Annotated in this window: 22 protein-coding genes; 4 read left to right on the plus strand and 18 right to left on the minus strand. The window is 71.3% G+C overall.

Annotation, left to right across the window (positions count from 1 at the left end; translation table 11 throughout):
* Nucleotides 1–107 precede the first annotated feature (107 nt).
* The 4 genes from fxsA to AC067M_RS38445 all read right to left on the minus strand — a co-directional run bounded on the left by fxsA (nt 108) and on the right by AC067M_RS38445 (nt 4,326).
* Entirely contained in the window at nt 108–671 is a 564-nt protein-coding gene (fxsA, locus tag AC067M_RS38430; protein ID WP_478701642.1) for an FxsA family membrane protein, read from the minus strand.
* A gap of 62 nt (nt 672–733) precedes the next feature.
* On the minus strand, nt 734–1,540 hold the full coding sequence (locus AC067M_RS38435; RefSeq protein ID WP_478701643.1) for a polyprenol monophosphomannose synthase: 807 nt from the start codon (nt 1,538–1,540) through the stop codon (nt 734–736).
* A 538-nt stretch (nt 1,541–2,078) separates the two neighbouring features.
* Nucleotides 2,079–3,698: an amidohydrolase gene (locus tag AC067M_RS38440; RefSeq protein ID WP_478701644.1), complete on the minus strand. Its 1,620-nt coding sequence runs from the start codon at nt 3,696–3,698 to the stop codon at nt 2,079–2,081.
* Nucleotides 3,699–3,885: 187 nt separating this feature from the next.
* Nucleotides 3,886–4,326 (minus strand): Lrp/AsnC family transcriptional regulator, encoded by a 441-nt coding sequence (locus AC067M_RS38445; RefSeq protein WP_478701645.1) that lies wholly within the window; start codon nt 4,324–4,326, stop codon nt 3,886–3,888.
* 269 nt (nt 4,327–4,595) lie between these two features.
* On the opposite strand from AC067M_RS38445, the gene AC067M_RS38450 reads away from it, so the two are divergent.
* The gene (locus AC067M_RS38450; RefSeq protein WP_478701646.1) at nt 4,596–5,042 is read left to right on the plus strand and encodes a hypothetical protein; all 447 of its coding nucleotides are present in this window, start codon (nt 4,596–4,598) and stop codon (nt 5,040–5,042) included.
* 92 nt (nt 5,043–5,134) lie between these two features.
* Here the strand turns inward: AC067M_RS38450 and AC067M_RS38455 are convergent, their stop codons facing one another.
* Entirely contained in the window at nt 5,135–6,232 is a 1,098-nt protein-coding gene (locus AC067M_RS38455) for an Rv3169 family protein (protein ID WP_478701692.1), read from the minus strand.
* 374 nt (nt 6,233–6,606) lie between these two features.
* Entirely contained in the window at nt 6,607–7,779 is a 1,173-nt protein-coding gene (locus AC067M_RS38460; protein ID WP_478701647.1) for an acyl-CoA dehydrogenase family protein, read from the minus strand.
* 336 nt (nt 7,780–8,115) lie between these two features.
* On the opposite strand from AC067M_RS38460, the gene AC067M_RS38465 reads away from it, so the two are divergent.
* Nucleotides 8,116–9,351 (plus strand): glycoside hydrolase family 18 protein, encoded by a 1,236-nt coding sequence (locus AC067M_RS38465; RefSeq protein WP_478701648.1) that lies wholly within the window; start codon nt 8,116–8,118, stop codon nt 9,349–9,351.
* A gap of 52 nt (nt 9,352–9,403) precedes the next feature.
* Here AC067M_RS38465 and AC067M_RS38470 read toward each other — a convergent pair whose 3' ends face one another.
* From AC067M_RS38470 to AC067M_RS38480, 3 genes are all read right to left on the minus strand, one after another.
* Nucleotides 9,404–10,063, minus strand: coding sequence for a TetR/AcrR family transcriptional regulator (locus tag AC067M_RS38470; protein WP_478701649.1), 660 nt, complete (start codon nt 10,061–10,063; stop codon nt 9,404–9,406).
* A 67-nt stretch (nt 10,064–10,130) separates the two neighbouring features.
* The gene (locus AC067M_RS38475) at nt 10,131–10,271 is read right to left on the minus strand and encodes an SCO1431 family membrane protein (RefSeq protein ID WP_478701650.1); all 141 of its coding nucleotides are present in this window, start codon (nt 10,269–10,271) and stop codon (nt 10,131–10,133) included.
* 80 nt (nt 10,272–10,351) lie between these two features.
* Nucleotides 10,352–11,776, minus strand: coding sequence for a peptidase C39 family protein (locus AC067M_RS38480; RefSeq protein WP_478701651.1), 1,425 nt, complete (start codon nt 11,774–11,776; stop codon nt 10,352–10,354).
* Nucleotides 11,777–12,177: 401 nt separating this feature from the next.
* Between AC067M_RS38480 and AC067M_RS38485 the strand changes: the two genes are divergently transcribed.
* Together AC067M_RS38485 and AC067M_RS38490 are read left to right on the plus strand one after the other, a co-directional pair.
* Nucleotides 12,178–12,798: a uridine kinase family protein gene (locus AC067M_RS38485; RefSeq protein ID WP_478701693.1), complete on the plus strand. Its 621-nt coding sequence runs from the start codon at nt 12,178–12,180 to the stop codon at nt 12,796–12,798.
* Between the two features lie 430 nt (nt 12,799–13,228).
* Nucleotides 13,229–15,091 carry an AAA family ATPase gene (locus AC067M_RS38490; RefSeq protein WP_478701652.1) on the plus strand — a complete coding sequence of 621 codons (1,863 nt, stop codon included), beginning with the start codon at nt 13,229–13,231 and terminating at the stop codon, nt 15,089–15,091.
* A gap of 161 nt (nt 15,092–15,252) precedes the next feature.
* Here AC067M_RS38490 and AC067M_RS38495 read toward each other — a convergent pair whose 3' ends face one another.
* The 9 genes from AC067M_RS38495 to AC067M_RS38535 form a co-directional block, all read right to left on the minus strand.
* Nucleotides 15,253–16,332, minus strand: a complete 1,080-nt coding sequence (locus tag AC067M_RS38495; protein WP_478701653.1) for a hemolysin family protein — start codon at nt 16,330–16,332, stop codon at nt 15,253–15,255.
* Complete coding sequence (locus tag AC067M_RS38500) at nt 16,329–17,657, minus strand: hemolysin family protein (protein WP_478701654.1); 1,329 nt, start codon at nt 17,655–17,657, stop codon at nt 16,329–16,331. The genes AC067M_RS38495 and AC067M_RS38500 overlap by 4 nt, the downstream gene beginning before the upstream one ends.
* Nucleotides 17,658–17,888: 231 nt before the next feature.
* On the minus strand, nt 17,889–18,344 hold the full coding sequence (locus tag AC067M_RS38505) for a PH domain-containing protein (RefSeq protein WP_478701655.1): 456 nt from the start codon (nt 18,342–18,344) through the stop codon (nt 17,889–17,891).
* 17 nt (nt 18,345–18,361) lie between these two features.
* On the minus strand, nt 18,362–19,219 hold the full coding sequence (gene hisG, locus AC067M_RS38510; protein ID WP_478701656.1) for an ATP phosphoribosyltransferase: 858 nt from the start codon (nt 19,217–19,219) through the stop codon (nt 18,362–18,364).
* A gap of 54 nt (nt 19,220–19,273) precedes the next feature.
* Complete coding sequence (locus AC067M_RS38515; RefSeq protein ID WP_007491392.1) at nt 19,274–19,546, minus strand: phosphoribosyl-ATP diphosphatase; 273 nt, start codon at nt 19,544–19,546, stop codon at nt 19,274–19,276.
* A 33-nt stretch (nt 19,547–19,579) separates the two neighbouring features.
* The gene (ribH, locus tag AC067M_RS38520; RefSeq protein WP_133929551.1) at nt 19,580–20,065 is read right to left on the minus strand and encodes a 6,7-dimethyl-8-ribityllumazine synthase; all 486 of its coding nucleotides are present in this window, start codon (nt 20,063–20,065) and stop codon (nt 19,580–19,582) included.
* Between the two features lie 20 nt (nt 20,066–20,085).
* On the minus strand, nt 20,086–21,375 hold the full coding sequence (locus AC067M_RS38525) for a bifunctional 3,4-dihydroxy-2-butanone-4-phosphate synthase/GTP cyclohydrolase II (protein ID WP_478701657.1): 1,290 nt from the start codon (nt 21,373–21,375) through the stop codon (nt 20,086–20,088).
* The gene (gene pnuC, locus AC067M_RS38530; RefSeq protein ID WP_478701658.1) at nt 21,372–22,013 is read right to left on the minus strand and encodes a nicotinamide riboside transporter PnuC; all 642 of its coding nucleotides are present in this window, start codon (nt 22,011–22,013) and stop codon (nt 21,372–21,374) included. The genes AC067M_RS38525 and pnuC overlap by 4 nt, the downstream gene beginning before the upstream one ends.
* Before the next feature lie 11 nt (nt 22,014–22,024).
* Nucleotides 22,025–22,621: a riboflavin synthase gene (locus AC067M_RS38535; protein WP_478701659.1), complete on the minus strand. Its 597-nt coding sequence runs from the start codon at nt 22,619–22,621 to the stop codon at nt 22,025–22,027.
* Nucleotides 22,622–22,718: the final 97 nt, after the last annotated feature.

Raw genomic sequence — 22,718 nt, forward strand, 5'->3', positions numbered from 1 at the left:
TGCCCGACCCGCTGACATTCCTGTAACCACTGAGACCCTCCCACCCGAAGCGAGAAGCCGGGTGGGAGGGTCTCAGTGCGCTCGCCCGGAGCCGGGCAGCGAAAGCCTCAGTGCGTGAGCGGCGGCCTGGGTCCCTGCGGGGCGTCCCCCGGCGTCCCCGGCTCGTCGCGGATGACCTCGCCCTGGACGACCTTGCCGTCGGGGCGGTGCATGCGGGCCTGCTGGAAGGCGTCACCCAGGCTCCCGGAGGCGGCCTCGCGGAGCTTGCGGTCCACCGTGCGTTCCGCATAGCCGCCGACGGCCTTCTGGACCGGCGGGATCAGCAGGAGCAGACCCACGGCGTCCGAGATCAGACCCGGGATCATCAGCAGCAGGCCGCCGAGCATCATCAGCCCGTTGCCCCCGCCGCTCGACGGGGAGCCGCCGCGCTGCAGCGCCTCGTTCAGGTTCTGGAAGGCGCGCCGGCCCGCTCGCTTGATGACGACCGAGCCGAGCACGAACCCGGCGAGCAGCAGCAGGAAGACCACGAAGCCGCTCGCCGCACCCGCGACCACGGTGAGCAGCCAGATCTCCAGCACCAGCCACGCGGCGATGCCCAGCGGCAGGAAGGTCCGCATACGGGGACGTCGGGGTTGAGCGGAGAAGGAAGGGGGCGAAGCGCCTGTCGTCATGCCTCCAGTGTGCCGGGACCCGGCTCAGCACGACATAAGGGGGACGAGCACCCTTCGTACCGCTATTGCTTCGGCTTGTCCTTGGTGCCGTTGCCCGTGATCTTGCCGACCCGCTCCCCCACGCCCCACGCCGTGACCCGCCACAGCGCCTCCACGAGGATGTCGCGGCTCATCTTGGAGTCGCCGAGTTCGCGCTCGACGAAGGTGATGGGGACCTCGACCACGTGGAAGCCGGCCTTGACCGCGCGGCGGGCCAGGTCGACCTGGAAGCAGTAACCCTGGGAGGCGACCTCTTCGAGGCCCAGGCCCTCCAGGGTCTCGCGGCGGAAGGCGCGGTAGCCGCCCGTGATGTCACGCAGGGGCAGGTCGAGGGCGAGACGCGAGTAGAGGCTGCCGCCACGGGAGATGACCTCACGGGACTTCGGCCAGTTCACGACCCGGCCGCCCGGCACCCAGCGGGAGCCGAGGACGAGGTCGGCGCCCTTGAGGGCGGTGAGGAGGCGGGGCAGCTCCTCCGGCTGGTGGGAGCCGTCGGCGTCCATCTCGATCAGTACGCCGTAGCCCTCGTCCAGGCCCCAGCGGAAGCCGGCGAGGTAGGCGGCGCCGAGGCCTTCCTTGCCCTTGCGGTGCAGTACGTGGACGTGGTCGTCCTCGGCGGCCAGCTCGTCGGCGAGCTTGCCGGTGCCGTCGGGGCTGTTGTCGTCGGCGACCAGGACGTGGGCGTCGGGAACCGCCTTGCGCACCCGGCCGACGATGGTCTTGATGTTCTCCGCCTCGTTGTAGGTCGGGATGATCACCAAGGGCGTGCCGAGCGGGCCGAACTGCCTCCCTCGGTCCTGAGCCGCGAGGGTCCCGTCGCCGTCGTTCACTGCTGCCCCTTCGTGTCCGTAAGCACAGGACCACCATAATGGTCGCGGCCTGCGGTGACGCGACTAAACGTTCGTATGGGTGGTGTCGTTTCCACAAGACCGGGGTAAGAGTGCGCTTTTCGCGTTGTATGAGTGCTGCGGATGGGGGCCCGGCGCCCTTCGGGCCGACCTGGGGCCCGCTGGCTGCGGGTCGACCGAAAGCCGTTGTCTACTGAGCGCCCGGGCCCCACCCGGGTCACACCTCCCTGACCGGCCGGAACGTTCCCTCGCCGCGGTGCGGGCGCTGTGCCTGGCTCCCAGCGACGGTGCCCCGGTGCGGCACACCGCCCCTGACCCAGCGGCGCCGCGGCGAGTCAGCGGACGTTCCCCGGTCGGGCGTCCGGTGGTGGACCCGGCCGAACCTACCGGCCTCCCGCTGCCGCCTGTCAACAGTCGCTTGATCTGCGGTTATGCGACCAAAGCCCTGGTCAGCGCGGAGGATGCGCAGGTCGCGCGACGGCGCGGCGCGGGGTGGTCACCGCTGCGCCACCCCGGTAGATCACTCGCCCGGCCGTACGAACACCGTCCGTCCGCCCACCACGGTGCGCAGGCAGACCGGCAGGTCGTGACCCGGGGTCAGGTCGGGCAGTCCGGGGGTGCCGGAGCGCGGGTCGGTGGACCAGCGGGCGACCCGGTCGTCGGGGGCCTGGACCACGAGGGCGTCGGTGCGCCACACGGCGTAGTCGGCGGGCGCGCCGGGCACCAGGACGCCCGCATCGTCGCGTCCCACCGCCCGCCAGCCGCCGCGCGTGTGGGCGGTGAACGCGGCGCGTACGGAGATCCGGTGATCCGGGGTGCGGTGGAAGGCCGCCGCACGGACCGTGCCCCACGGGTCCAGGGGCGTGACCGGGCTGTCCGAACCGAAGGCGAGCGGGACGCCGGCCCGCAGGAGCGCCGCGAACGGGTTGAGGGTCCTGGCCCGTGCCGCGCCGAGGCGCTGGGCGTACATGCCGTCCTCGCCGCCCCACAGCGCGTCGAAGGCGGGCTGGACGGAGGCGGTCAGGCCGAGTTCGGCGAAGGCCGCGACGGTGTCCGGGGTGAGCATCTCGGCGTGCTCGACACGGTGCCGGGCGGCGCGGACGCGGGCCAGGCCGACCTTGTCGGCGGCGGCCCGTACGCCCTCGACGACGGCGGTCACCGCGGCGTCGCCGATGGCGTGGAAGCCCGCCTGGAGGCCCTCCTCGGTGCAGGCGACGACATGTGCGGCGACCTCGGCGGCGTCCAGGTAGGCGGTACCGGAGTGGTCGGCGTCGGTGTACGGCTCGTGCAGGCAGGCGGTGTGCGAGCCGAGGGCGCCGTCGACGAAGAGGTCCCCGGCGGCGCCGGACGCGCCCAGTTCCCGGGCCTTGCGCACGTCCCGCTCGGCCCAGTAGCCGACGACCCGAGGGCCGGGCTGGTCGGTGGCGAGGCGCAGGAGGCCCGTGAAGTCGTCCTCGGAGGAGATCTGCGGGCCGGCGCACTCGTGGACGGAGCCGATGCCGAGGGACGCGGCGTGCGCGAGGGCGGCCCGCTGGGCCTCGGCACGTTGCCCCGGCGTCACAGCAGCGAACGCGGTGGCGCGTACGGCGTGGTGGGCGTCGCGGGTGAGGGGGCCCGCCGGATCCGGAGAGCCGTCCGCCGCGCCGAGGCCCGGGGTCATGTCGAGGAGGGCCGTCGTCACGACCGCCGAGTGGACGTCGATGCGGGAGAGGTACAGGGGGCGGCCGCCCGCGGCCTCGTCGAGCTCGGCGCGCGTCGGGGGGCGGCCGCCGGGCCAGCGGGCGGCGTCCCAGCCGTGTCCGAGCAGGACGCGGTCCTGCGGGCGGGCGGCGGCGAAGTCCCGTACGAGGGTGAGGGCCGCGTCCAGGGAGGGAGCGTCGGACAGGTCCAGGCCGGTCAGGGCGAGTCCGGTGGCGGTGGTGTGCACGTGGGCGTCGGTGAACGCGGGGGTGACGAGTGCGCCGTCCAGATCGACCACCTCGTCGACGCCGTCCGCGAAGGCGTCGGCGGCGCCTTCCGAGCCGACCCAGGCGACTTGTCCTCGTTCCACGACCATCGCGGTTGCGAAGGGGTCGGCGGGGCTGTGCACCTCTCCTCGGCGGAGGAGGACGGTGGTCGGGTCGGGGGTGCGTTCACTCATGACGGACAGTTTCTCGTGCGGCGAAGCGCGGGCTGTACCGGGGGCGCCGCAAATGGACCGGAACCACACGGCACCCGGCACTGCCGCACATCCCCACCCGTTCCGCCCCAGCGGAACGGGTGCCCACAGCAGCGGCAGTACGCCACCGTGGCGGCTCATCACAGCGGCAGCAGACAGCCCTCCGCCCTCAGATCCGCGGCGGCCGGGCCTCGTACGGCGTCGACAGTACGACTGTTGTGCGCGTCGACACCCCCGCCAGCGTCCGCAGCCGGGCCAGGAGTTCCTCCAGCTCGTGCGGGGTCGAGACGCGGACCTTGAGGATGTAGTTCTCGTCGCCGGCGACGCTGTGGCAGGCCTCGATCTCGGGGACGTCGGAGAGGCGGTCCGCGATGTCGTCGGGGGCGCTGGGGTCGAACGGTTTCACCGAGATGAAGGCGGTCAGGGGCAGCCCGACGGCCTCGGGGTCGACGACCGCGGCGTATCCGCGGATGACGCCCCGCTGCTCCAGCCGGCGCACCCGCTGGTGCACGGCAGACGTGGACAGGCCCGTGGCCTTGCCCAGGTCGGTGTAACTCATCCGCCCGTCCTTGACGAGCAGCTGCACGATCTGTCGGTCCAGCTCCTCCATGGCGCAAGAACCTACATGGCGTCTGATCTCCTCGGATACCTCGGCGGCCCAGGTCATACCCGGTTCGTGATGTGGCCGAGAGTCGTCTGTGTGCCATCCGGGGGACAAAGCGACCGCCCGGGGCACCTGCGACTGGCATGTGACGAACGCCACAGTCCCTGAAAAGGCTTCGTGATGTTCTCGTGATTACCGCCGAGACGGGACGGGAAGTGCTTGCTGTGGTCGAGGCCGCAGCAGCCTTCACGGCCCAGCCCGAGGGGGAGAAATCCATGCAGAGTCTTAAGCGCCCTGGTCGCACCGTGCCCAAGCGCCCACAGTTGGTCGTCGAGCCCACCCCGGAGGGCGTCGAACCCGACGACCCCAACGACTTCGACGGCGAGGAACTGGACGCGTACGACACCTTCGAGATGTACCGGGTGATCTGCCCGGACTGCGCGCAGCCCATCGCGCTGCTGGCGGACGAGGAGGTCCTGCCGGAGCACGCGCTGTGCGCCTCGCCGTGGAACCCGTTCGGGCTGACGGTCTGCGCCGGTACGGGACGCCTGGCCTCCGACGCCCGGGCCGCGGACGAGTCCGCGGATCTCCAGGAGCAGGACACGGCCCTGCTGTTGACGCTCCCTCAGGGGCTCGACTGGCGCACCCAGCCCTTCTCGCATGTCGGCGGCCCGGGTTCGCGCCCGATGCGGGTGCCGACGATGCGGCGCCAGGCCGCCTGAGCCCTTCCGCGCACGAGCCTTCCGCGCACCTCCAGTAACTGCCCCGCGCCACCGCACGCCGTGCCCCGCCGGCAGGCCGTCGTGGTGCGGGATCAGTGCGTGAAGCCGCTCGGGTCGTGACGTCCGAACGAGCCGTGCTCGAAGATGCCGTAGCCGACCTGGCCGTCCATCCGGAAGCGGGCGGCATGGGCGGTGACCCCGCGCGCGGCTACCGGATGCGGCTCCGTGGCGTCGTAGACCCGGCGGTCCACCCGGCCGGGGCCGCGCCGGCTGCCGTGCTGCCAGTCATCAGCAGGCGTGTGACCGGCCCCCAGGAAGAGCGGGGACGAGGTGAGGATCTCCGCCTCCAGCTCCAGCGGTTTGCGGACGTCGCCGAGGTGGACCAGGGCGCGTTCGGGGCGCCGGGTGCCGGGGCGGTAGGTGATCTCCGCCTGGGGCCAGCCGAGTTGGCGGTCGCGGTGGCCCGGGCGGACGAGTGTCGCGTCGTTGAGCGAGCGGTGACCGTCGGCGTCCTCCTGGGTGATGACCATCAGGAAGCGGTCGTCGAATCGGACCGGGCACCAGATCCAGTGCAGGCTCTCGGCCGGATCGTCGTGCGCGAGCCGTCCGCCGTCCTCACCGGGGACGGGCCGCACACCCCAGCTGCGGCCGCGGGTACCGGTCCACGCGCCGGGCTTGAGCCGGATCCGCTCTCCGCCCGCCTGGATCCAGCCGACGCAACGGCCGGCCTGCACAAAGCGCTTGTCCTCCACGGTGAGTCGCCCACCGCGCCGCTGCTGGTGATGCGGCTCCCACAGCGCCGGGAAGTCCGCCGTCCACTGGATCTCGTACGACAGTCCGTCCGGGTCGTCGGGGTCCGGCGCGCAGCTCAGGACGAAGTCCCGCAGGGGCCGCTCGACGGTGGTGCGCAGCGGGCCCACCTCGAGCCGCATCCGGTCGTCGCCGAGCGCGTCCGAGGCCCGTACGGCGTGCAGAGTGTCCCCGATGCGGAGGGTCGCGTAGGCGTCGATCACCCCGAGGTTCGGGTACACGCCGAGCCCGGCGACCAGCAGGGCGCGGCCCGCGTGGTCGATGACGTGGAAGACGGAGCGGTCGTGGGCGTTGCGGTCGCCGGTCGCCACGTGCCGCATCGACAGGGGAGCCTGGTGCACGGGGTACTCGTCGAGCGGTACGGGGCGGTCGTCGGGCACGGCCAAGACAATCCTCCCTGGAGGCAAGGAAGTTGACCGTACGTCAGGTGGACGCTCGCTCACCAGGTGCGGGTCGGACATCCGTCGACGCGATGCGGACGCCCGTGAACGCACGCCCGATTCCACGGAGCGGTGACCTGGCCACCTGTCGACGCGTTGTCCCGGCATGACCCCCATTCGTCTGATGGAGAGGCGGCACCGGACCTTCGTGCCGCCGCCCGTGGGATCGATGCCGTCACCCCCTTCGCAGTCCCAGGACCCGCCGATCTACCGCGATCTGATGCGCGCCTGGGCCGACCGGGGCCGTACCCTGCCGGGCCGCCACGACCCGGAGTGGGTCAGGCTGGCGGCCCCGCAGGTCATGCTGGGGCAGTTCAGCGGGTCTCGGGGCCCGCTAGATGACGGGCGATGACCATCCGCTGGATCTGGTTGGTGCCCTCGACGATCTGGAGCACCTTCGCCTCACGCAGGTAGCGCTCGGCCGGGAAGTCGGCGGTGTAGCCGTAGCCGCCGAGGATCTGCACGGCGTCGATGGTGACCTTCATCGCGGTGTCGGTGCAGTGCAGCTTCGCCATGGCCGCCTGCTTGGCGAAGGGCCGTCCGGCGTCGCGCAGCCGCGCCGCCGCGAGGTACAGGGCCCGGCCGGCCTCGATCTGGGTCGCCATGTCGGCGAGCATGAAGCGCAGCCCCTGGAAGTCGGAGATCGGCCGCCCGAACTGCCTGCGCCCGCTCGCGTACGCCACGGCCTCGTCGAGAGCCGCCTGGGCCACGCCGATCGCGCAGGCCGCGATGCCGAGTCGCCCGGAGTCGAGCGCGGCCAGAGCGATCGCGAAGCCCTGGCCCTCCTCGCCGAGGCGCCGGTCGTCGGAGACCCGTACGCCGTCGAAGTGGAGCTGGGCGGTGGGTGAGCCCTTCATGCCCATCTTCTTCTCCGGCGCCGCGGCGCTCAGGCCCTCGGCATCGCCGGGCACCAGGAACGCGGTGATCCCGCGCGAGCCCTCCTCTCCGGTGCGGGCCATGACGGTGTAGAAGTCGGCGATCCCGCCGTGCGTGATCCACGCCTTGGTACCCGTGATCACCCAGTCGTCGCCCTGGCGCACGGCCCTCGTCCGCAGCGAGGCGGCGTCCGAACCGGAGGAGGGCTCGGAGAGGCAGTACGCGCCGAGCAGGCCGCCGCCGAGCATCGCGGGCAGGTGCTCGACCTGCTGCTGTTTGGTGCCGTAGGCGGCGAGCGCGTAGGAGGCGAGGGTGTGGACGCTGACGCCGAGGCCGACGGTGAGGCGGGCGGCGGCCAGTTCCTCCAGGACCTGGAGATAGACCTCGTAGGGCTGGTCGCCGCCGCCGTACTCGGAGTCGTAGGGCAGGCCGAGGAGCCCGGACTCGGACAGGAGGGTGAAGATCTCGCGCGGGAAGCGTCCGGCGTCCTCCTCGTCGGCCGCCTTCGGGGCGATCTCGCGCTGCGCGATGTCCCGGACGAGCGAGATCAGATCTCGGGCCTCCTCCGTGGGCAGCTGACGGTCCACCGGCTGCGGGGCGCGGTCGGGCATGGCGACGCTCTCCTCCCTGTCGGGCGCATCGGCGGACGTGCGCCGTGGGTGGGGCGCCTCCGCCGGGGTCTCGCCGAGTGCCGGCCGAGGCCCTTTCTCCCGGGTCACGGAAGCGGCTGACCAGCAGCTCTTCGGTGAGTATGCCCGGCGGGAGGCCGCCAGTCACCGGTTAACGACCGCTCACTTCAAACAATTACTCCCACCCTCGCAAGCGCGCCACCCGTATTGGTCCGAACCATTGACGTGCTGGTCTAGTCCTCCTAGTCTCTCGGCCACTGCTTGACCGCGTCATGCCAATCGGCACGCGGTCCCCTCTCCCCCACGAGGAGACACCCGATGCAGACTCGCCCCCGCCCCCGCGCCCTGTTCCGGGCGCTCGTCTCCGCAGCGTGTTGCGCCGCCCTCGGCGCCGGGCTGCTGGCCGGCGCGGGCAGCGCCACGGCCGAGCCGACACAGCAGAGGGCCGCCGCCGGCTCCAAGGTGGTCGGCTACTTCACGGAATGGGGCACCTACGACCGCAAGTACTACGTCAAGAACGTCGAGACGTCCGGCTCGGCGGCCCGGCTCACCCACATCAACTACGCCTTCGGCAACGTCACCGGCGGCAAGTGCGCCATGGGCGACTCCTACGCGGCGACCGAGCGCACCTACACGGCGGCCGAGTCCGTGGACGGCGTCGCCGACACCTGGGACCAGCCGCTGCGCGGCAATTTCAACCAGCTGCGCGAGCTGAAGAAGAAGCACCCCGGCCTGAAGGTCCTGTGGTCCTTCGGCGGCTGGACCTGGTCCAGCAGCTTCGGCGAGGCCGCGAGGAACCCGGCCGCCTTCGCCCAGTCCTGCTACGACCTGGTCGAGAACTCGAAGTGGGCCGACGTCTTCGACGGCATCGACATCGACTGGGAGTACCCGAACGCCTGCGGCAACACCTGCGACACCAGCGGCAAGGCGGCCTTCAGGAACCTCATGGCGGCGGTGCGCGCCAAGTTCGGTTCCGGCAACCTGGTCACCGCGGCCATCACCGCGGACGCCACACCCGGCGGCAAGATCGACGCGGCGGACTACGCGGGCGCGGCGCAGTACGTGAACTGGTACAACCCGATGACGTACGACTTCTTCGGCGCCTGGGACGCGACCGGCCCGACCGCCCCGCACTCGCCGCTGAACTCCTACTCCGGCATCCCGAGGGCGGGCTACCACACCTCGGCGACCATCGCCAAGCTCAAGGGCCTCGGCATCCCGGCCTCCAAGCTACTGCTCGGCATCGGCTTCTACGGCCGCGGCTGGACCGGCGTCACCCGGTCGGCGCCCGGCGGCACCGCGACCGGCCCGGCGGCGGGGACGTACGAGCAGGGCATCGAGGACTACAAGGTGCTGAAGTCCACGTGCCCGGCGACGGGAACGGTGGCCGGCACGGCGTACGCCAAGTGCGGCTCCAACTGGTGGAGTTACGACACCCCGGCGACCATCGGAACCAAGATGACGTACAAGAACCAGCAGGGCCTGGGCGGGACGTTCTTCTGGGAACTGAGCGGCGACACGGCGGGCGGTGAGCTGATCAGGGCGATCAACTAGCAAAGCCGACGGGGGACTTGGGGCGGAGGACCACGAGCCTCCGCCCCTTGCGTCAGCCGTCCCGGCGGGCGGACTCGGGGATCGGGTAGGCGGGGTCGAGCTCCTGGATGGCGCGCATGGTGCCGCCCAGGGTCCTCACCAGGAGTTCGCGCATGGTGTCCCGGGACAGTTCCGGGCGGTCGATCCAGTCGAGGGTCGCGCCCTCGACGCTGCACACCCAGCCCAGCAGGCCCATCCGGGCCAGCGGCGCGATGTCGCTGCGGCCGTACGCGCCCTCGGCTATGGTCGCGACGATCGCCTCGCGCACCCCGTCCCGGATCGCGTGCACCTCGGTGTCGAAGCCGACGCCCCCGCTGACGATCGTGCGGTACGCGGCCTGGTTGTGCTCGGCGTAGCGCAGATAGCTGTCGATCGTGCGGTGGACGCGGTCCACGGCGGCCAGCTGGTGGCCGCTCGCCGCGAAGGTGACCAGATCGGCGACGGAGTCCTGGATGATCGCCAGGTAGTAGCCGCGCTTGGACTGGAAGTAGTAGTAGATCAGTCCCTTGGCGACATGCGCCTGCCGGGCGATGTCATCCATGGAGAGCGCGTCGTACGACGTGTCGGCAAACAACTTCCGCCCGATGGTGATGAGTTCGGTACGGCGCGCCAGCGAGCGCTCGGTGCCGCGCGGCCGGGGGCGGGCAGCGTCACGCTGTTGACTGATATTCAATTTCGACCCTGGTCTTCCAACGGGCTGCGGGACATCCGCAGTATGGCAGGTCGGGTCGACCCTCAGATCACAGCAGTCCCAGTTGCACCACGAGCATCGCGACGACCACGACGAGGGTCCAGCCCATGACGTGCTCGAGGATCTGCGGGCCGTCTTCCCGGGGGCCGCCGGTGCGAGTGCGCGGGGCTGCGGATGCGGGTGCGCTCATTCGTCCACCTTGCCACCGTCAGCGGCTTTTGCGGCAGAGACGTTGGTCACAGGGCCCCGGGAGGCCGGGGCCCTGTGGGTTCAGCGGACGCCCACCGCCGCGAGGGCGCTGCGCTGGCGCGCGGTCGGGTGGGCCGGGAAGTAGAGGTAGCAGACGCCTCCGCTGCCGGAGACGACCTTGCCACTGGCGTTGTACCGCTTGGTCCTGAGCCAGATGTTCTCCCACTCCCGCCGCCGGTAGACCCGCCGCACCGCCTCGTCGTTCGGCGAGGCCGGGTCGTTGGCGATCACGTCGCCGTCGACGGTGAAGCCGATCACGGTCATCAGGTGCCCGGAGGTGCCGTACCCGGCTCCCGTGAGCTCCTCCTTGAGGAAGGACTGGGACGTTATGGCCGGGATGCCGGCCGCGATCAGCGTCTCCAGGTCGGCGAGGGAGCCGAGCCGGGTGACCACGCCCTGCAGCCCCTTGAACGTGGCCGCGTAGGCGGCGTTGAACGGCCAGTTCCCGCAGCCCGCGTACTGGTAGTCGTAGGTGTAGCGGGCCGCGTGGCACACCTGCGGGTCGGCGTACGCGGGGTCGACCCAGGCCAGTTGCCGGGAGGTGAGCCGGCCGCCCCAGTACTCGACGATCATCTGCGAGGAGGTGGGGCTGCACCAGGCCTCGCCACCGTTGTCGTACTCCGGGTACTGGCCGGCGTGGATCTCCTGCGAGTAGCGCGGGACGGTCAGCTCCCGTGCGAGGCCGGGCACGGAGGCCGGGACGGTGAAGCGGTCGGGCACGTCGGAGCCCATCGCACCGAGCCGCCAGACGGTGGGGGTCAGCTCGGTGCCGGGCTTGCGGTAGAGGGTGAGCCGCAGTCGGTACGAGGCGAGGCGCAGCCCGGTCGACGGGTCGTCGACCGCGAAGGTGTCCGTCCAGACGGTGCTCTTGCCGTCGGTCTGGTCGTCGACGGAGGTCCGCCTGATGTCCTGGTCGCCGGCCGCCCAGCGGCCCATCACGTACCAGGGGGTCTTCGTGCCGTCGGAGTACGTCCCCGTGAGCTCGACCTGGATCCAGGTGCCGGCCGGGGTACGCGCGTTCCAGGAGGCGATCGCCTCGGTGGCGGGGACGGTGAGCCGGTGCACGGCGGACGTCCAGGTCGCGTACTCCCAGGTGGCGGTCCTGCCGGTGTGCGGGTCGGTGTACTCGGTGGTGCCGGCGGGGGCGCCGATCTCCAGGCCGGGACGGGTACCGGCGACGGCACGGGTGCCCTTGGCGGTGCCGCCGCACCAGTCGGTGTACGTGGTCCAGGCGCGGTTGTCGACCGGGCGGGCCGGTGTGTGGGCGGAAGGGGCGGCGGGATCGGTCACGGCGTCGGGTGGGGTGCCGGGTGCGGGGTCGGGCGCGGGGCCCGTGGCGGGGTCGGGCGGGGTGGCGGCCACCGCCGGGCCGGCGGCGCCGGTCATCGCGGCGGCGACCGCGGCGGCCAGGACGGTTCTGCGGGACGGCTGATCGGCTCTGCTCATGGGTGGAAGACCCCCAGGTGTCCGAGTCGGGGCAGGTCCTTTGCACGGCTGTGCGCCAACTATGGACGCAGCGACCTGCTCCTGCCAGCACTTCGCCGCACGGCGCGGCGAGCAACATTGGTCTCGGCCGCTGGCGGGAGCCGCCGCCCGCAGTGGCACGTCCGGAGCCGGGCCCCGGGCCCTAGGGCGTGTGGCGAAAGTCCCGCCTGCCCTGCGACGCCCGGCACGCGCGCTCGCCGCGTTGTCGGGATCGCCCACGTACGCCCAGTACGCGGGCGACCCTCCGCCTTGCGATCGCACGTGCCGGACGCCGCAGGGCCCGCCCTTCGGGCGGACGACGGGACGTCCGCCACACGCCCTAGAATCCACCCGCCCGCCCCGCCGCACCCCAGGGAACCACCATCGACACCCTCGTCTCCCGGCTCCGCCGGCTCCCCCCGTCCTGTGGACCGGTCCGCCTGATCGGCGTCGACGGGCACGCCGGATCCGGAAAGAGCACGTTCGCCGGAGAGTTGGCGCGGGAGCTGGACGACGCCCCGGTGCTGCACCTCGACGACATCGCGACCCACGACGAACTGTTCGCGTGGGACGCGCGCCTGCTGAGCCAGGTGATCGAGCCGCTCGGCCGCGGCGAGACGGCGCGCTACTCCCCCTACGACTGGCGCGCCCGGCGCTTCGGCGCCGAGCGGGCGCTCCCGCCGGCCCCCTTCGTGGTCATCGAGGGGGTCGGAGCCGGACGGCGCAGCCTGCGTCCGCATCTCGCGCAGCTGTTGTGGATGGAACTGCCATCGGAGGAGTCCTGGGAACGGGGGCGCTCACGGGACGGGGAGGAGCAGCGCGAGTTCTGGGCGGGGTGGGTCCGCGCGGAGCGGCGGCACTTCGCCGAAGACCCCTCCCGCCCCCATGCCGATCTTCTGGTACGGCAGTTGAGCGAGGGGTACGAGGTACTTGCAGGGCCTGCTGGGACCGTTGGACCGGACCAGGAAATCACTCACCGTGACGACCCGCCCGCAATGTGGTGAACCTGTGAAGGCACTTGCCCGCCAACTTGCCGGAGTGCTTCAACTCGGCTTGACCGGGGGCCCGTACAGGTCTTACGTTCTCAATGTGCGGCAATCGAAGCCGCCCCAAGACGCGAAGCCCCCGGTTGTTCCCCCGTGATCGGGGGCTTCGTTCTGTCCTCTTCCGCTCTTCCCGGCGCCGGACGGCGCGATTCGCTCACCCTCGGTCACCACGCCGCAGGCGCCCCGTCCGCTCCCACCTCGCCAAACGACCTGCACGCCACCCTTCGGCGGGCGACGCCCCCACGGGTACGATGCCCTCGGTGCGACCTACGGACGGCTGCTTCGCGCACTGTTGCAACTCCGGTCCGCGGTACGGCGGTTCGATCAAGGCGGCCGACGGGTGACGGCTCGGCGGTCAACCGACGGGGCACGGTTTGTGGGGGACGTGATGGACTTCGGCACGCAAGGCCCCGAGGCCCCGGCCGACCTCGCCTGGGTGCGAGGTGTGGACGCCTACACGATGGGCGCCTATCCCCAGGCGGAAGAGGAGTTCCGCACCGCGGTGCGGATCGATCCCGGGATGGCCGACGGCTGGCTCGGCCTGCACGCGCTGCGCGTCGACACGACGACCGCGCTGCTGCGGATGTTCCGCCACCGGGACCGTTTCGGCGAACAGCGCACCCGGCACCGCCGCACGCTCAACTCCTGGTACTGGCTGGGCTGGTGGGTGCAGCCCGTCCTGGAGAGCCCGCGTGACCTGCTGCTCGCGCACGCCTCGCACTGGCTGGACGGCCGCCACGTCCCCGAGCTGGACCGCGCGCTGGCCGGTCTGCCGCCGGTGGACGCCGACCACCATGTCCGCTTCCTGCACGCGTGCCGCGCCTACCTGGTCAAGGACTGGGAGCAGCTCGTCCGGCACACCGACCCGCTGCTCGACGACCCGCTGCTCGGCATCGAGGCCGGCCTGTTCGGCGGCATGGCCCGGGTCCGGCTGGAGATGTACCGGCAGGCCGAACCCCTCCTGTCGGCGGCCCTGATGCGGTGCCGCAGCGAGCAGCCGCAGCGCAAGGAGCTGCGCTACTGGCTGGCCCGGGCGCACGAGGGCACGGGCCGCAGCGCGGCCGCGCTGCCGCTCTACCGTGCGGTGCACCGGGTCGACCCCGCCTTCATGGACACCTCGGCCCGGCTCGCGGCGATCGCCGAGGGCGACGGCTACGACGACACCGCCGGCCTCGCCGCGATCACGCTCACCGGAATGGGGCAGGAGAGCGCGGACGGGCCGGACACCCTCGACCCGCTCTTCGGCAGCGAGGGACGCGACCTGCGACTCCCCGACGCCGACCTCCCACCCACCGCTCCCCTGCCGTCGGTCACCGATCCGGCCGTACGCGAGAAGACGCTCGTACCCTCGGCGCTGCCCGCCGGGCCCACCGATCCCGAGTTACTGGAGGAGGCGCTCACCGAACTGGAGCGCATGGTGGGGCTGGAACCGGTGAAACGCCAGGTCAAGGCCCTGTCGGCACAGTTGAACATGGCGCGGCTGCGGGCCGGGCAGGGGCTGCCGGTGCAGCCGCCCAAGCGCCACTTCGTCTTCTCCGGCCCCTCCGGCACCGGCAAGACCACGGTGGCCCGCATCCTCGGCCGCGTCTTCTACGCCCTCGGTCTGCTGGGCGGCGACCATCTCGTGGAGGCCCAGCGGGCCGACCTCGTCGGCGAGTACCTCGGCCAGACGGCCGTGAAGGCCAACGAGCTGATCGACTCCGCGCTCGGCGGTGTCCTCTTCGTCGACGAGGCGTACTCGCTCTCCAACTCCGGCTACGGCAAGGGGGACGCGTACGGCGACGAGGCGCTCCAGGTACTGCTCAAGCGGGCCGAGGACAACCGCGATCACCTCGTCGTGATCCTCGCCGGCTATCCCGAGGGCATGGACCGGCTCCTCGCCGCGAACCCCGGGCTGTCCTCCCGCTTCACCACCCGAGTCGACTTTCCTTCGTACCGGCCCCTCGAACTCACCTCGATCGGTGAGGTGCTCGCCACGGAGAACGGGGACGTGTGGGACGAGGAGGCGTTGGACGAGTTGCGCTCCATCGCGGGGCACGTCGTCGAGCAGGGGTGGATCGACGAGTTGGGGAACGGGCGGTTTCTGCGGACGCTGTACGAGAAGAGCTGTGCCTACCGGGATCTGCGGTTGTCGACTTATCCGGGGTCGTTGACCCGGGACGACTTGTCCACCTTGCGGTTGCCGGATCTGATGCAGGCGTACGGAGAGGTGCTGTCGGGGCGGGGGCCGGAGGATCCGTCGGCGATGTGAGCGGACCCGCACAGCTGCGGGCAGTCGTGCCGCCGGGGCGATGGGGGTCCCTCCCGCTCGAGCGAAGCCGAGAGTGGGGGAGGGTGGGCGCAGCGGCCACCCCGCGAGCACGGGCGAGCGAAACCCGCCCACCCGCACCCGCAGCGGCGCAGGGCGACAGCTCAGCCGGCCAACGCACCCTCCGGCTCCCCGCTCACCCTCGGCTCCGTCACCCGTGGCGCCTCCCTGTGCGCCGGGTCCCGTACCTCACCGACCAGCAGCTCCAGTACGTCCTCCAGCGCGACCAGACCCAGTACCTTCCCTGATGCGTCGGCCACCTGCGCGAGGTGGGTGGCGGCTCGGCGCATGACGGTCAGGGCGTCGTCCAGGGGCAGCTCCGACCGCAGCGTCGTCATCGGCCGCCAGATCTGCTGCGGCACCGCCCGTTCGGAGTCCTCCAGGTCGAGTACGTCCTTCACGTGCAGGTAGCCCATGAAGGCGCCGTTCTCCGTGGCGACGGGGAAGCGGGAGTACCCGGTGCGGGCGGTGAGGGCGACGATCTGGCCCGGCGTGACCGAGGGGCTCACCGTCACCAGGGACTCACGGCGCAGGAGCACGTCCGTCACCGGGCGGGAGCCCAGTTCGAGGGCGTCCTCCAGGCGTTCCTGTTCCTCGGGGGCGAGCAGTCCCGCCTGGCCCGAGTCCTCCACCAGCCGGTTGAGCTGTTCGCTGGTGAAGACGGCCTCGACCTCGTCCTTGGGCTCGACGCTGAAGAGCCGCAGGATGCCCTGGGCGACGGCGCCGAGGGCCAGGGTGATCGGCCGGCAGAGGCGGGCGAAGGCGACCAGGCCGGGGCTGAGCCACAGCGCGGCCTTCTCCGGTGCGGCCATCGCGAGGTTCTTCGGGACCATCTCGCCGATGACGAGGTGGAAGAAGACCACGGCGGCGAGCGCGATCACGTACCCGAGGGGATGGATCACGCCGTGCGGGAGGTGGATCCACTCGAAGACCGGCTCCAGCAGATGCGCCACCGTCGGCTCGGCGACCGCGCCCAGGGTCAGTGAGCAGATCGTGATGCCGAACTGGGCCGCCGCCATCATCTGCGGCAGGCGCTCCAGACCGTAGAGGACCTGGCGGGCGCGGGCGGTGCCGAGGGGTTCGATCTGGCTGCGGCGGACGGAGACGAGTGCGAACTCGGCGCCGACGAAGAACCCGTTGGCCAGCACGAGCAGCGCGGCGAAGAGGAGTTGGAGCACGCTCATCGGGCGGCCTCCACCACGACGGGGGATGTCCTGACCAGCCGCACCCGCTCGGCGCGGTAGTGGCCGACCTGGCGCACGGTGAGCCGCCAGCCGGGCAGTTCGGTCCTGTCGCCGACGGCCGGGATGCGGCCGAGCAGGTCGGCGACCAGGCCGGCGACGGTCTCGTAGGGCCCCTCGGGCACGTCGAGGCCTATGCGCTGGAGGATGTCCACGCGACAGCTGCCGTCGGCGTCCCAGGCGAGCCTGCCGTCCTCGGGCGGGACCGCGGCGAGTTCGGGCACGTCCTGCCCGTCGTGCTCGTCGCGGACCTCGCCGACGATCTCCTCGACGATGTCCTCCAGGGTGACGACACCGGCCGTGCCGCCGTACTCGTCGACGACGACCGCGATGGGCTGCTCGCTGCGCAGCCGGGCCAGCAGGGGCTGCACCGGGAGCGTCTCGGGGACGAGCAGGGCGGGACGGGCGATGCGGTCGACGGGGGTGCGCAGCCGTTCGTACACGGGGACGGCCAGGGCGTCCTTGAGGTGGACCATGCCGACGATCTCGTCGATCTTCTCCCGGTAGACGGGGAAGCGGGACAGGCCGGTCGCGCGGGTCAGGTTGACCACGTCCTCGGCCGTCGCCGACGACTGCAGGGCGCTGACCTTCACGCGTGGGGTCATGACGTGCTGCGCGGTCAGCTCGGCCAGGGACAGCGTCCGCACGAAGAGGTCGGCGGTGTCCTGTTCGAGGGCGCCGGCCTGGGCCGAGTGCCGGGCCAGGGAGACGAGCTCCTCCGGGGTACGGGCGGAGGCCAGCTCCTCGGTCGGCTCCACGCCCATGGCCCGCACCAGACGGTTGGCGACCGCGTTGAGGGCGGCGATGACCGGGCGGAACAGGCGTGCGAAGGCGTGCTGCGGGCCGGCCACGAAACGGGCGACCTGGAGGGGTCGGGACACCGCCCAGTTCTTGGGCACGAGTTCGCCGACCACCATCTGGACGGCGGAGGCCAGCAGCATGCCGACGGCCACAGCGACACCGGATACGGCGCCCTCGGGGATGCCGACGGCGGTGAAGGGGCCGTGCAGCAGCTCGGCGAGCGCCGGTTCGGCGAGCATGCCGACGACGAGGGAGGTGATGGTGATGCCGAGCTGGGTGCCGGAGAGCTGGAAGGACAGCTCCCTCAGCGACTCGACGACCGTACGGGCTCGTTTGTCGCCCTCGGCGGCGGCCTTCTCGGCGTCCGGGCGCTCGACCGTCACCAGGCCGAACTCGGCGGCCACGAAGAAGCCGTTGGCGAGGATGAGCAGGAACGCAGCTGCCAGGAGCAGCAGGGGGGTGGTCATGATGCCGCCGCCTCCGCGTGGCCGCGCGTCTCGGCGCGGTCCGTGCTGGGTCGGGAGGGGGCGGCGCAGGTACTACAGGACGATCCGTCCATCGCCGGAGAGGGTCACTCCTCGGATAGCAGTTACCCCTGTGCGCCGGGCGGCACGACAGGAGCGGAGGCGCGGGAACGCGCCTCCGCCCACCAGATTAATCAAGACACCCGCCCGAGCGGCAGGGTGGACGGCCCTGAGTCAGCCCCGATGTTGCTCGGGGTCCTGGACGGACCGGGCCTCGGCGAGGGCGCGCAGCGTCCGCGCGTCCGCGATGGCACGCTGTTTGGCGATGCCGGGCTGGATGCCGATCGCGGGCAGGCTGGTGCCGTCGCTGAGGTCGAGGAAGACCCAGGGGTCACCCGGTCGGAGGTTCACCCGGAGGATCTCCGCCCAGGCCAGGCGCCGCCTGCTGGCGATGTTCACGACGGTGACGCCGGACTCGTCGGCGACGACCTTCACCCGGGCGAGCATGGCCAGCACCCCGAAGATGAGGGCCCCGGTGACGATGAAGCTGAGGCGCTCTCCCGGACCGAGCTGCTCGAGGAGCAGCGCGATGGCGGCGATCACCACGAAGATCGCGACCCCGGCGGTGAGCAGGACCACACGAGTGCGGCCCGGCCGGAAAGTGACGGGCAGGGTGGGCAGATCGGACATCGGTCTACGGCCCCCGGTCAGAGGCGGCAGGCGTGGATGGCCGTGGTGAGGATGGCCCGGGCGCCGATGTCGTACAGGTCGTCCATGATCCGCTGGGCCTCCTTGGCGGGAACCATGGCGCGGACGGCGACCCAGCCCTCGTTGTGCAGCGGTGAGACGGTCGGGGACTCCAGGCCCGGCGTGAGCGCGACGGCCTTCTCCAACTGCTCGACACGGCAGTCGTAGTCCATCATCACGTACGTCCGGGCGACCAGGACGCCCTGGAGGCGGCGCAGGAACTGCTGAACCTTCGGCTCAGCGGCCTCTTCCGTGTCCGCGCCGGTGCGGCGGATCACGATGGCCTCGGACTTCATGATGGGCTCGCCGAAGACCTCCAGGCCCGCGTTGCGCAGGGAGGTGCCGGTCTCCACGACGTCGGCGATGACCTCGGCGACACCGAGCTCTATGGCGGTCTCGACGGCGCCGTCGAGGTGGACGACGGAGGCGTCGATGCCCTGGTCGGCCAGGTGCTTGGCGACGATGCCCTCGTAGGAGGTGGCGACCGTCCGGCCGTTGAGGTCCTCGACGCTGTTGGCCGTGCCCGGCTTGGCGGCGTAGCGGAAGGTGGAGCGGGCGAAGCCGAGCGGGAGGATCTCCTCGGCGTTGGCACCGGAGTCGATGAGCAGGTCGCGTCCGGTGATGCCGATGTCGAGGCGGCCGGAGGAGACGTAGATGGCGATGTCGCGGGGGCGGAGGTAGAAGAACTCGACCTCGTTCTCCGGGTCGACGATCCGCAGTTCCTTGGACTCGCGGCGCTGCTGGTAGCCGGCCTCATGCAGCATCTCCGCCGCAGGGCCTGACAGGGAACCCTTGTTGGGGACGGCGATGCGCAGCATGAGGTCGGCTTCCTTCGCGTGATGTTTTCGAGCGGGATGTCTCTGGAACGGGTTTTACAGGTGGGCGTAGACGTCGTCGAGGGAGATTCCGCGGGCGACCATCATCACCTGGACGTGGTACAGCAGCTGCGAGATCTCCTCGGCCGCGGCCTCCTTGCCCTCGTACTCGGCGGCCATCCAGACCTCGGCGGCCTCTTCTACGACCTTCTTGCCGATGGCATGGACGCCCTTGCCGACGAGTTCGGCGGTGCGGGAGGTGGCGGGATCGCCGTGGGCGGCCTTGTGCTGGAGCTCGGTGAAGAGCTCCTCGAACGTCTTCTTGGACATGGTGGTCCCACCCTACGCGTAAAAGGACATCCCTCAGCGCCAGGGTTCAGATACTGAGCGGAGGGTGGCCGCGGTCGCCACCGCCGCCGTCACCGCCTCGTGTCCCTTGTCCTCGTTCGAGCCCTCGATGCCCGCGCGGTCCAGGGCCTGTTCCTCGGTGTCGCAGGTCAGCACGCCGAAGCCGACGGGGACGCCGGTGTCGATGGAGACCTGGGTGAGGCCCTGGGTGACGCCTTGGCACACGTAGTCGAAGTGGGGGGTGCCGCCCCGGATGACGACGCCGAGGGCGACGATCGCGTCGTAGCCGCGGCCCGCGAGGACCTTGGCGACCACCGGGAGCTCGAAGCTGCCGGGGACCCGGAGCAGGGTCGGCTCGTCGATCCCCAGCTCGTGCAGGGCGCGCAGGGCGCCGTTGACCAGACCGTCCATCACCTTCTCGTGCCACTGTGCCGCGATGACGGCGACCCGCAGGTCTCCGACGTTGCGTACGGACAGTTCCGGTGCACCCTTGCCGCTCACGTCTCTCCTCAGTCCTGTTCTTACTGGTTGCCGCAGGGCGACACGGTGGCCGTGTCCAGCCAGGGCAGGTCGTGTCCCATCCGGTCCCGCTTGGTGCGCAGGTAGCGGATGTTGTGCTCGCCCGCCTGGACGGGCATCGGCTCGCGGGCCGAGACCTTCAGGCCGTGCCGGACGAGCGCGTCCGTCTTCTCGGGGTTGTTGGTCATCAGCCGGACGCTGCGCACGCCGAGGTCCTCGAGGATCTGCGCGCCGGCCGCGTAGTCACGGGCGTCGGCGGGCAGGCCCAGCTCCAGGTTGGCGTCGAGGGTGTCGTGGCCCTGCTCCTGAAGCTCGTACGCCCTCAGTTTGGACAGCAGGCCGATGCCCCGGCCCTCGTGTCCGCGCAGGTAGACCACCACGCCCCGGCCCTCGGCCTGGATGCGCTGGAGGGCGGTGTCGAGCTGGGGGCCGCAGTCGCAGCGGGCGGAGCCGAAGATGTCTCCGGTGAGGCATTCGGAGTGGACGCGGACGACGACGTCCTCGCCGTCGCCGATCTCGCCGTGGACGAGGGCGACGTGCTCGACGCCGTCGACGGTGGAGCGGTAGCCGTACGCGGTGAAGGTGCCGTGCACGGTGGGCAGCCGGGTCTCGGCCTCGCGGCGGACCGTCGGCTCGGCGGAGCGGCGGTAGGCGATCAGGTCCTCGATGGAGATGATCGTCAGGCCGTGCTTGCGGGCGAACGGGATCAGCTCGGGCAGGCGCAGCATGCTGCCGTCCTCGCCTGCGATCTCGACGATCGTGCCGACGGGGCGCAGGCCCGCGAGGCGGGCGAGGTCGACGGCGGCCTCGGTGTGGCCGTCGCGCGCGAGCACGCCGCCGGGCTTGGCGCGCAGCGGGAAGATGTGACCGGGGCGGACGAGGTCGTCGGGTTCGGCGATGCCGCTGGCGAGGAGCTGGAGGGTGGTGGCGCGGTCGGAGGCGGAGATGCCGGTGGTCACGCCGTGCGCGGCGGAGGCGTCGACGGAGACGGTGAACGCGGTCTTCATCGACTCGGTGTTGTCGTCGACCATCTGCGGGAGCCGGAGCCGGTCGAGTTCCTCGCCCTCCATGGGGGCGCAGATCAGGCCGCGGCACTCGCTCATCATGAAGGCGAGGATCTCGGGGGTGACCTTCTCGGCGGCCATGACGAGGTCGCCCTCGTTCTCGCGGTCCTCGTCGTCGACGACCACGACCGGGCGGCCGGCCGCGATGTCGGCGATGGCCTGCTCGACCGGGTCGAGGGTGAGGTCCGCGTAGCCCTCGGTGCTGTACAGAACGGGTGCCGCGCTCATGCCGGCGCTCCTTCCAGAGCGGGCCGCGCGCCCTTGCGGGAGCGCAGCCACCAGTCGCGCATGCCCCACAGGACGAGCGCGCCGTAGATGACGTAGACGAAACCGGAGAAGGCGTAGCCGTTGGCGAAGTTCAGGGGGACGCCGACGAGGTCGACGAGCAGCCAGGCGAACCAGAACTCGACCATGCCGCGGGCCTGGGCGTACATGGCGACGATGGTGCCGACGAAGATGTAGGCGTCGGGCCAGGGGTCCCAGGACAGGCTCGGGTAGGCCTTGAAGAGGAGGGCCACGGCGACGGTGCCGACGGCGGCGGCGCCTGCCATCGCGGCGCGTTCGCGCCAAGTGGCGAAGCGCGGGGTGATGTGGCCGTCCTCGGACTGGTCCTTGCCGCGGTTCCACTGCCACCAGCCGTACAGCGCGACGACCATGACGACGACCTGCTTGCCCGCGCTGCCGGTCAGGTGGCCGAAGAAGGCGCCGAAGAGGATGAGGCCGGAGAGGAACTGCACCGGCCAGGTCCACAGGGAGCGGCGCCAGCCCAGGGCGAGGGTGATCAGGCCGAGGATGTTGCCGATCATGTCCGACCAGAGGATGTGCTGGTCGAGGAGGGTGAACGCCTCGGAGTTCAGCCAGTTCACTGAGCCGCCCCCTAACCCGTGGTCGTCGAGAGCAGGCGCTCGACGTACTTGGCGACGATGTCCACCTCGAGGTTGACCGGGTCGCCGCTCTGCTTCACGCCGAGGGTGGTCAGGTCGAGGGTGGTGGGGATGAGGCTGACGGTGAAGTGGTCGGGGCCGGCCTCGACGACGGTGAGGCTGATGCCGTCGACCGTGATGGAACCCTTCTCGACCACGTACCGGGAGAGGTCGGCCGGGAGCGAGATCTTCACGAGCTCCCAGTGCTCGGAGGGTGTGCGCTCCAGGACGTGACCGGTGCCGTCGACGTGGCCCTGGACGATGTGTCCGCCGAGGCGGGCGCCGACCGCGGTGGGGCGTTCGAGGTTGACCCGGGAGCCGACGGCGAGGGCGCCGAGGCTGGAGCGTTTGAGGGTTTCCGCCATGACGTCGGCGGTGAACTCGTCGCCCTCGTGCTCGACGACCGTGAGACAGACCCCGTTGACGGCGATGGAGTCGCCGTGCTTCGCGCCGTCGGTGACGACGGGGCCGCGCAGCCGGAAGCGGGCGGCGTCGCCGAGGTTCTCGACGGCGGTGACCTCACCCAGCTCTTCGACGATTCCGGTGAACACTCCCGGGTCCTCCTGCCTCTTGGGGCACGGACTCCGGGGCTGTCGATGACGACAGAATGTACGAACCGGCACCGGGGCGTCGCCGGACAGACTCGTC

It is taken from the genome of Streptomyces sp. NPDC043427 (assembly GCF_056436655.1).

Excerpts from the sequence above, each read along its gene's own strand:
- fxsA (WP_478701642.1), bottom strand. The coding sequence starts at position 671 with ATGACGACAGGCGCTTCGCCCCCTTCCTTCTCCGCTCAACCCCGACGT.
- AC067M_RS38440 (WP_478701644.1), bottom strand. The coding sequence starts at position 3,698 with ATGAGTGAACGCACCCCCGACCCGACCACCGTCCTCCTCCGCCGAGGA.
- AC067M_RS38445 (WP_478701645.1), bottom strand. The coding sequence starts at position 4,326 with ATGGAGGAGCTGGACCGACAGATCGTGCAGCTGCTCGTCAAGGACGGG.
- AC067M_RS38450 (WP_478701646.1), top strand. The coding sequence starts at position 4,596 with ATGCAGAGTCTTAAGCGCCCTGGTCGCACCGTGCCCAAGCGCCCACAG.
- AC067M_RS38460 (WP_478701647.1), bottom strand. The coding sequence starts at position 7,779 with ATGCCCGACCGCGCCCCGCAGCCGGTGGACCGTCAGCTGCCCACGGAG.
- AC067M_RS38465 (WP_478701648.1), top strand. The coding sequence starts at position 8,116 with ATGCAGACTCGCCCCCGCCCCCGCGCCCTGTTCCGGGCGCTCGTCTCC.
- AC067M_RS38475 (WP_478701650.1), bottom strand. The coding sequence starts at position 10,271 with ATGAGCGCACCCGCATCCGCAGCCCCGCGCACTCGCACCGGCGGCCCC.
- AC067M_RS38480 (WP_478701651.1), bottom strand. The coding sequence starts at position 11,776 with ATGAGCAGAGCCGATCAGCCGTCCCGCAGAACCGTCCTGGCCGCCGCG.
- AC067M_RS38490 (WP_478701652.1), top strand. The coding sequence starts at position 13,229 with ATGGACTTCGGCACGCAAGGCCCCGAGGCCCCGGCCGACCTCGCCTGG.
- AC067M_RS38495 (WP_478701653.1), bottom strand. The coding sequence starts at position 16,332 with ATGAGCGTGCTCCAACTCCTCTTCGCCGCGCTGCTCGTGCTGGCCAAC.
- AC067M_RS38500 (WP_478701654.1), bottom strand. The coding sequence starts at position 17,657 with ATGACCACCCCCCTGCTGCTCCTGGCAGCTGCGTTCCTGCTCATCCTC.
- AC067M_RS38505 (WP_478701655.1), bottom strand. The coding sequence starts at position 18,344 with ATGTCCGATCTGCCCACCCTGCCCGTCACTTTCCGGCCGGGCCGCACT.
- hisG (WP_478701656.1), bottom strand. The coding sequence starts at position 19,219 with ATGCTGCGCATCGCCGTCCCCAACAAGGGTTCCCTGTCAGGCCCTGCG.
- AC067M_RS38515 (WP_007491392.1), bottom strand. The coding sequence starts at position 19,546 with ATGTCCAAGAAGACGTTCGAGGAGCTCTTCACCGAGCTCCAGCACAAG.
- AC067M_RS38525 (WP_478701657.1), bottom strand. The coding sequence starts at position 21,375 with ATGAGCGCGGCACCCGTTCTGTACAGCACCGAGGGCTACGCGGACCTC.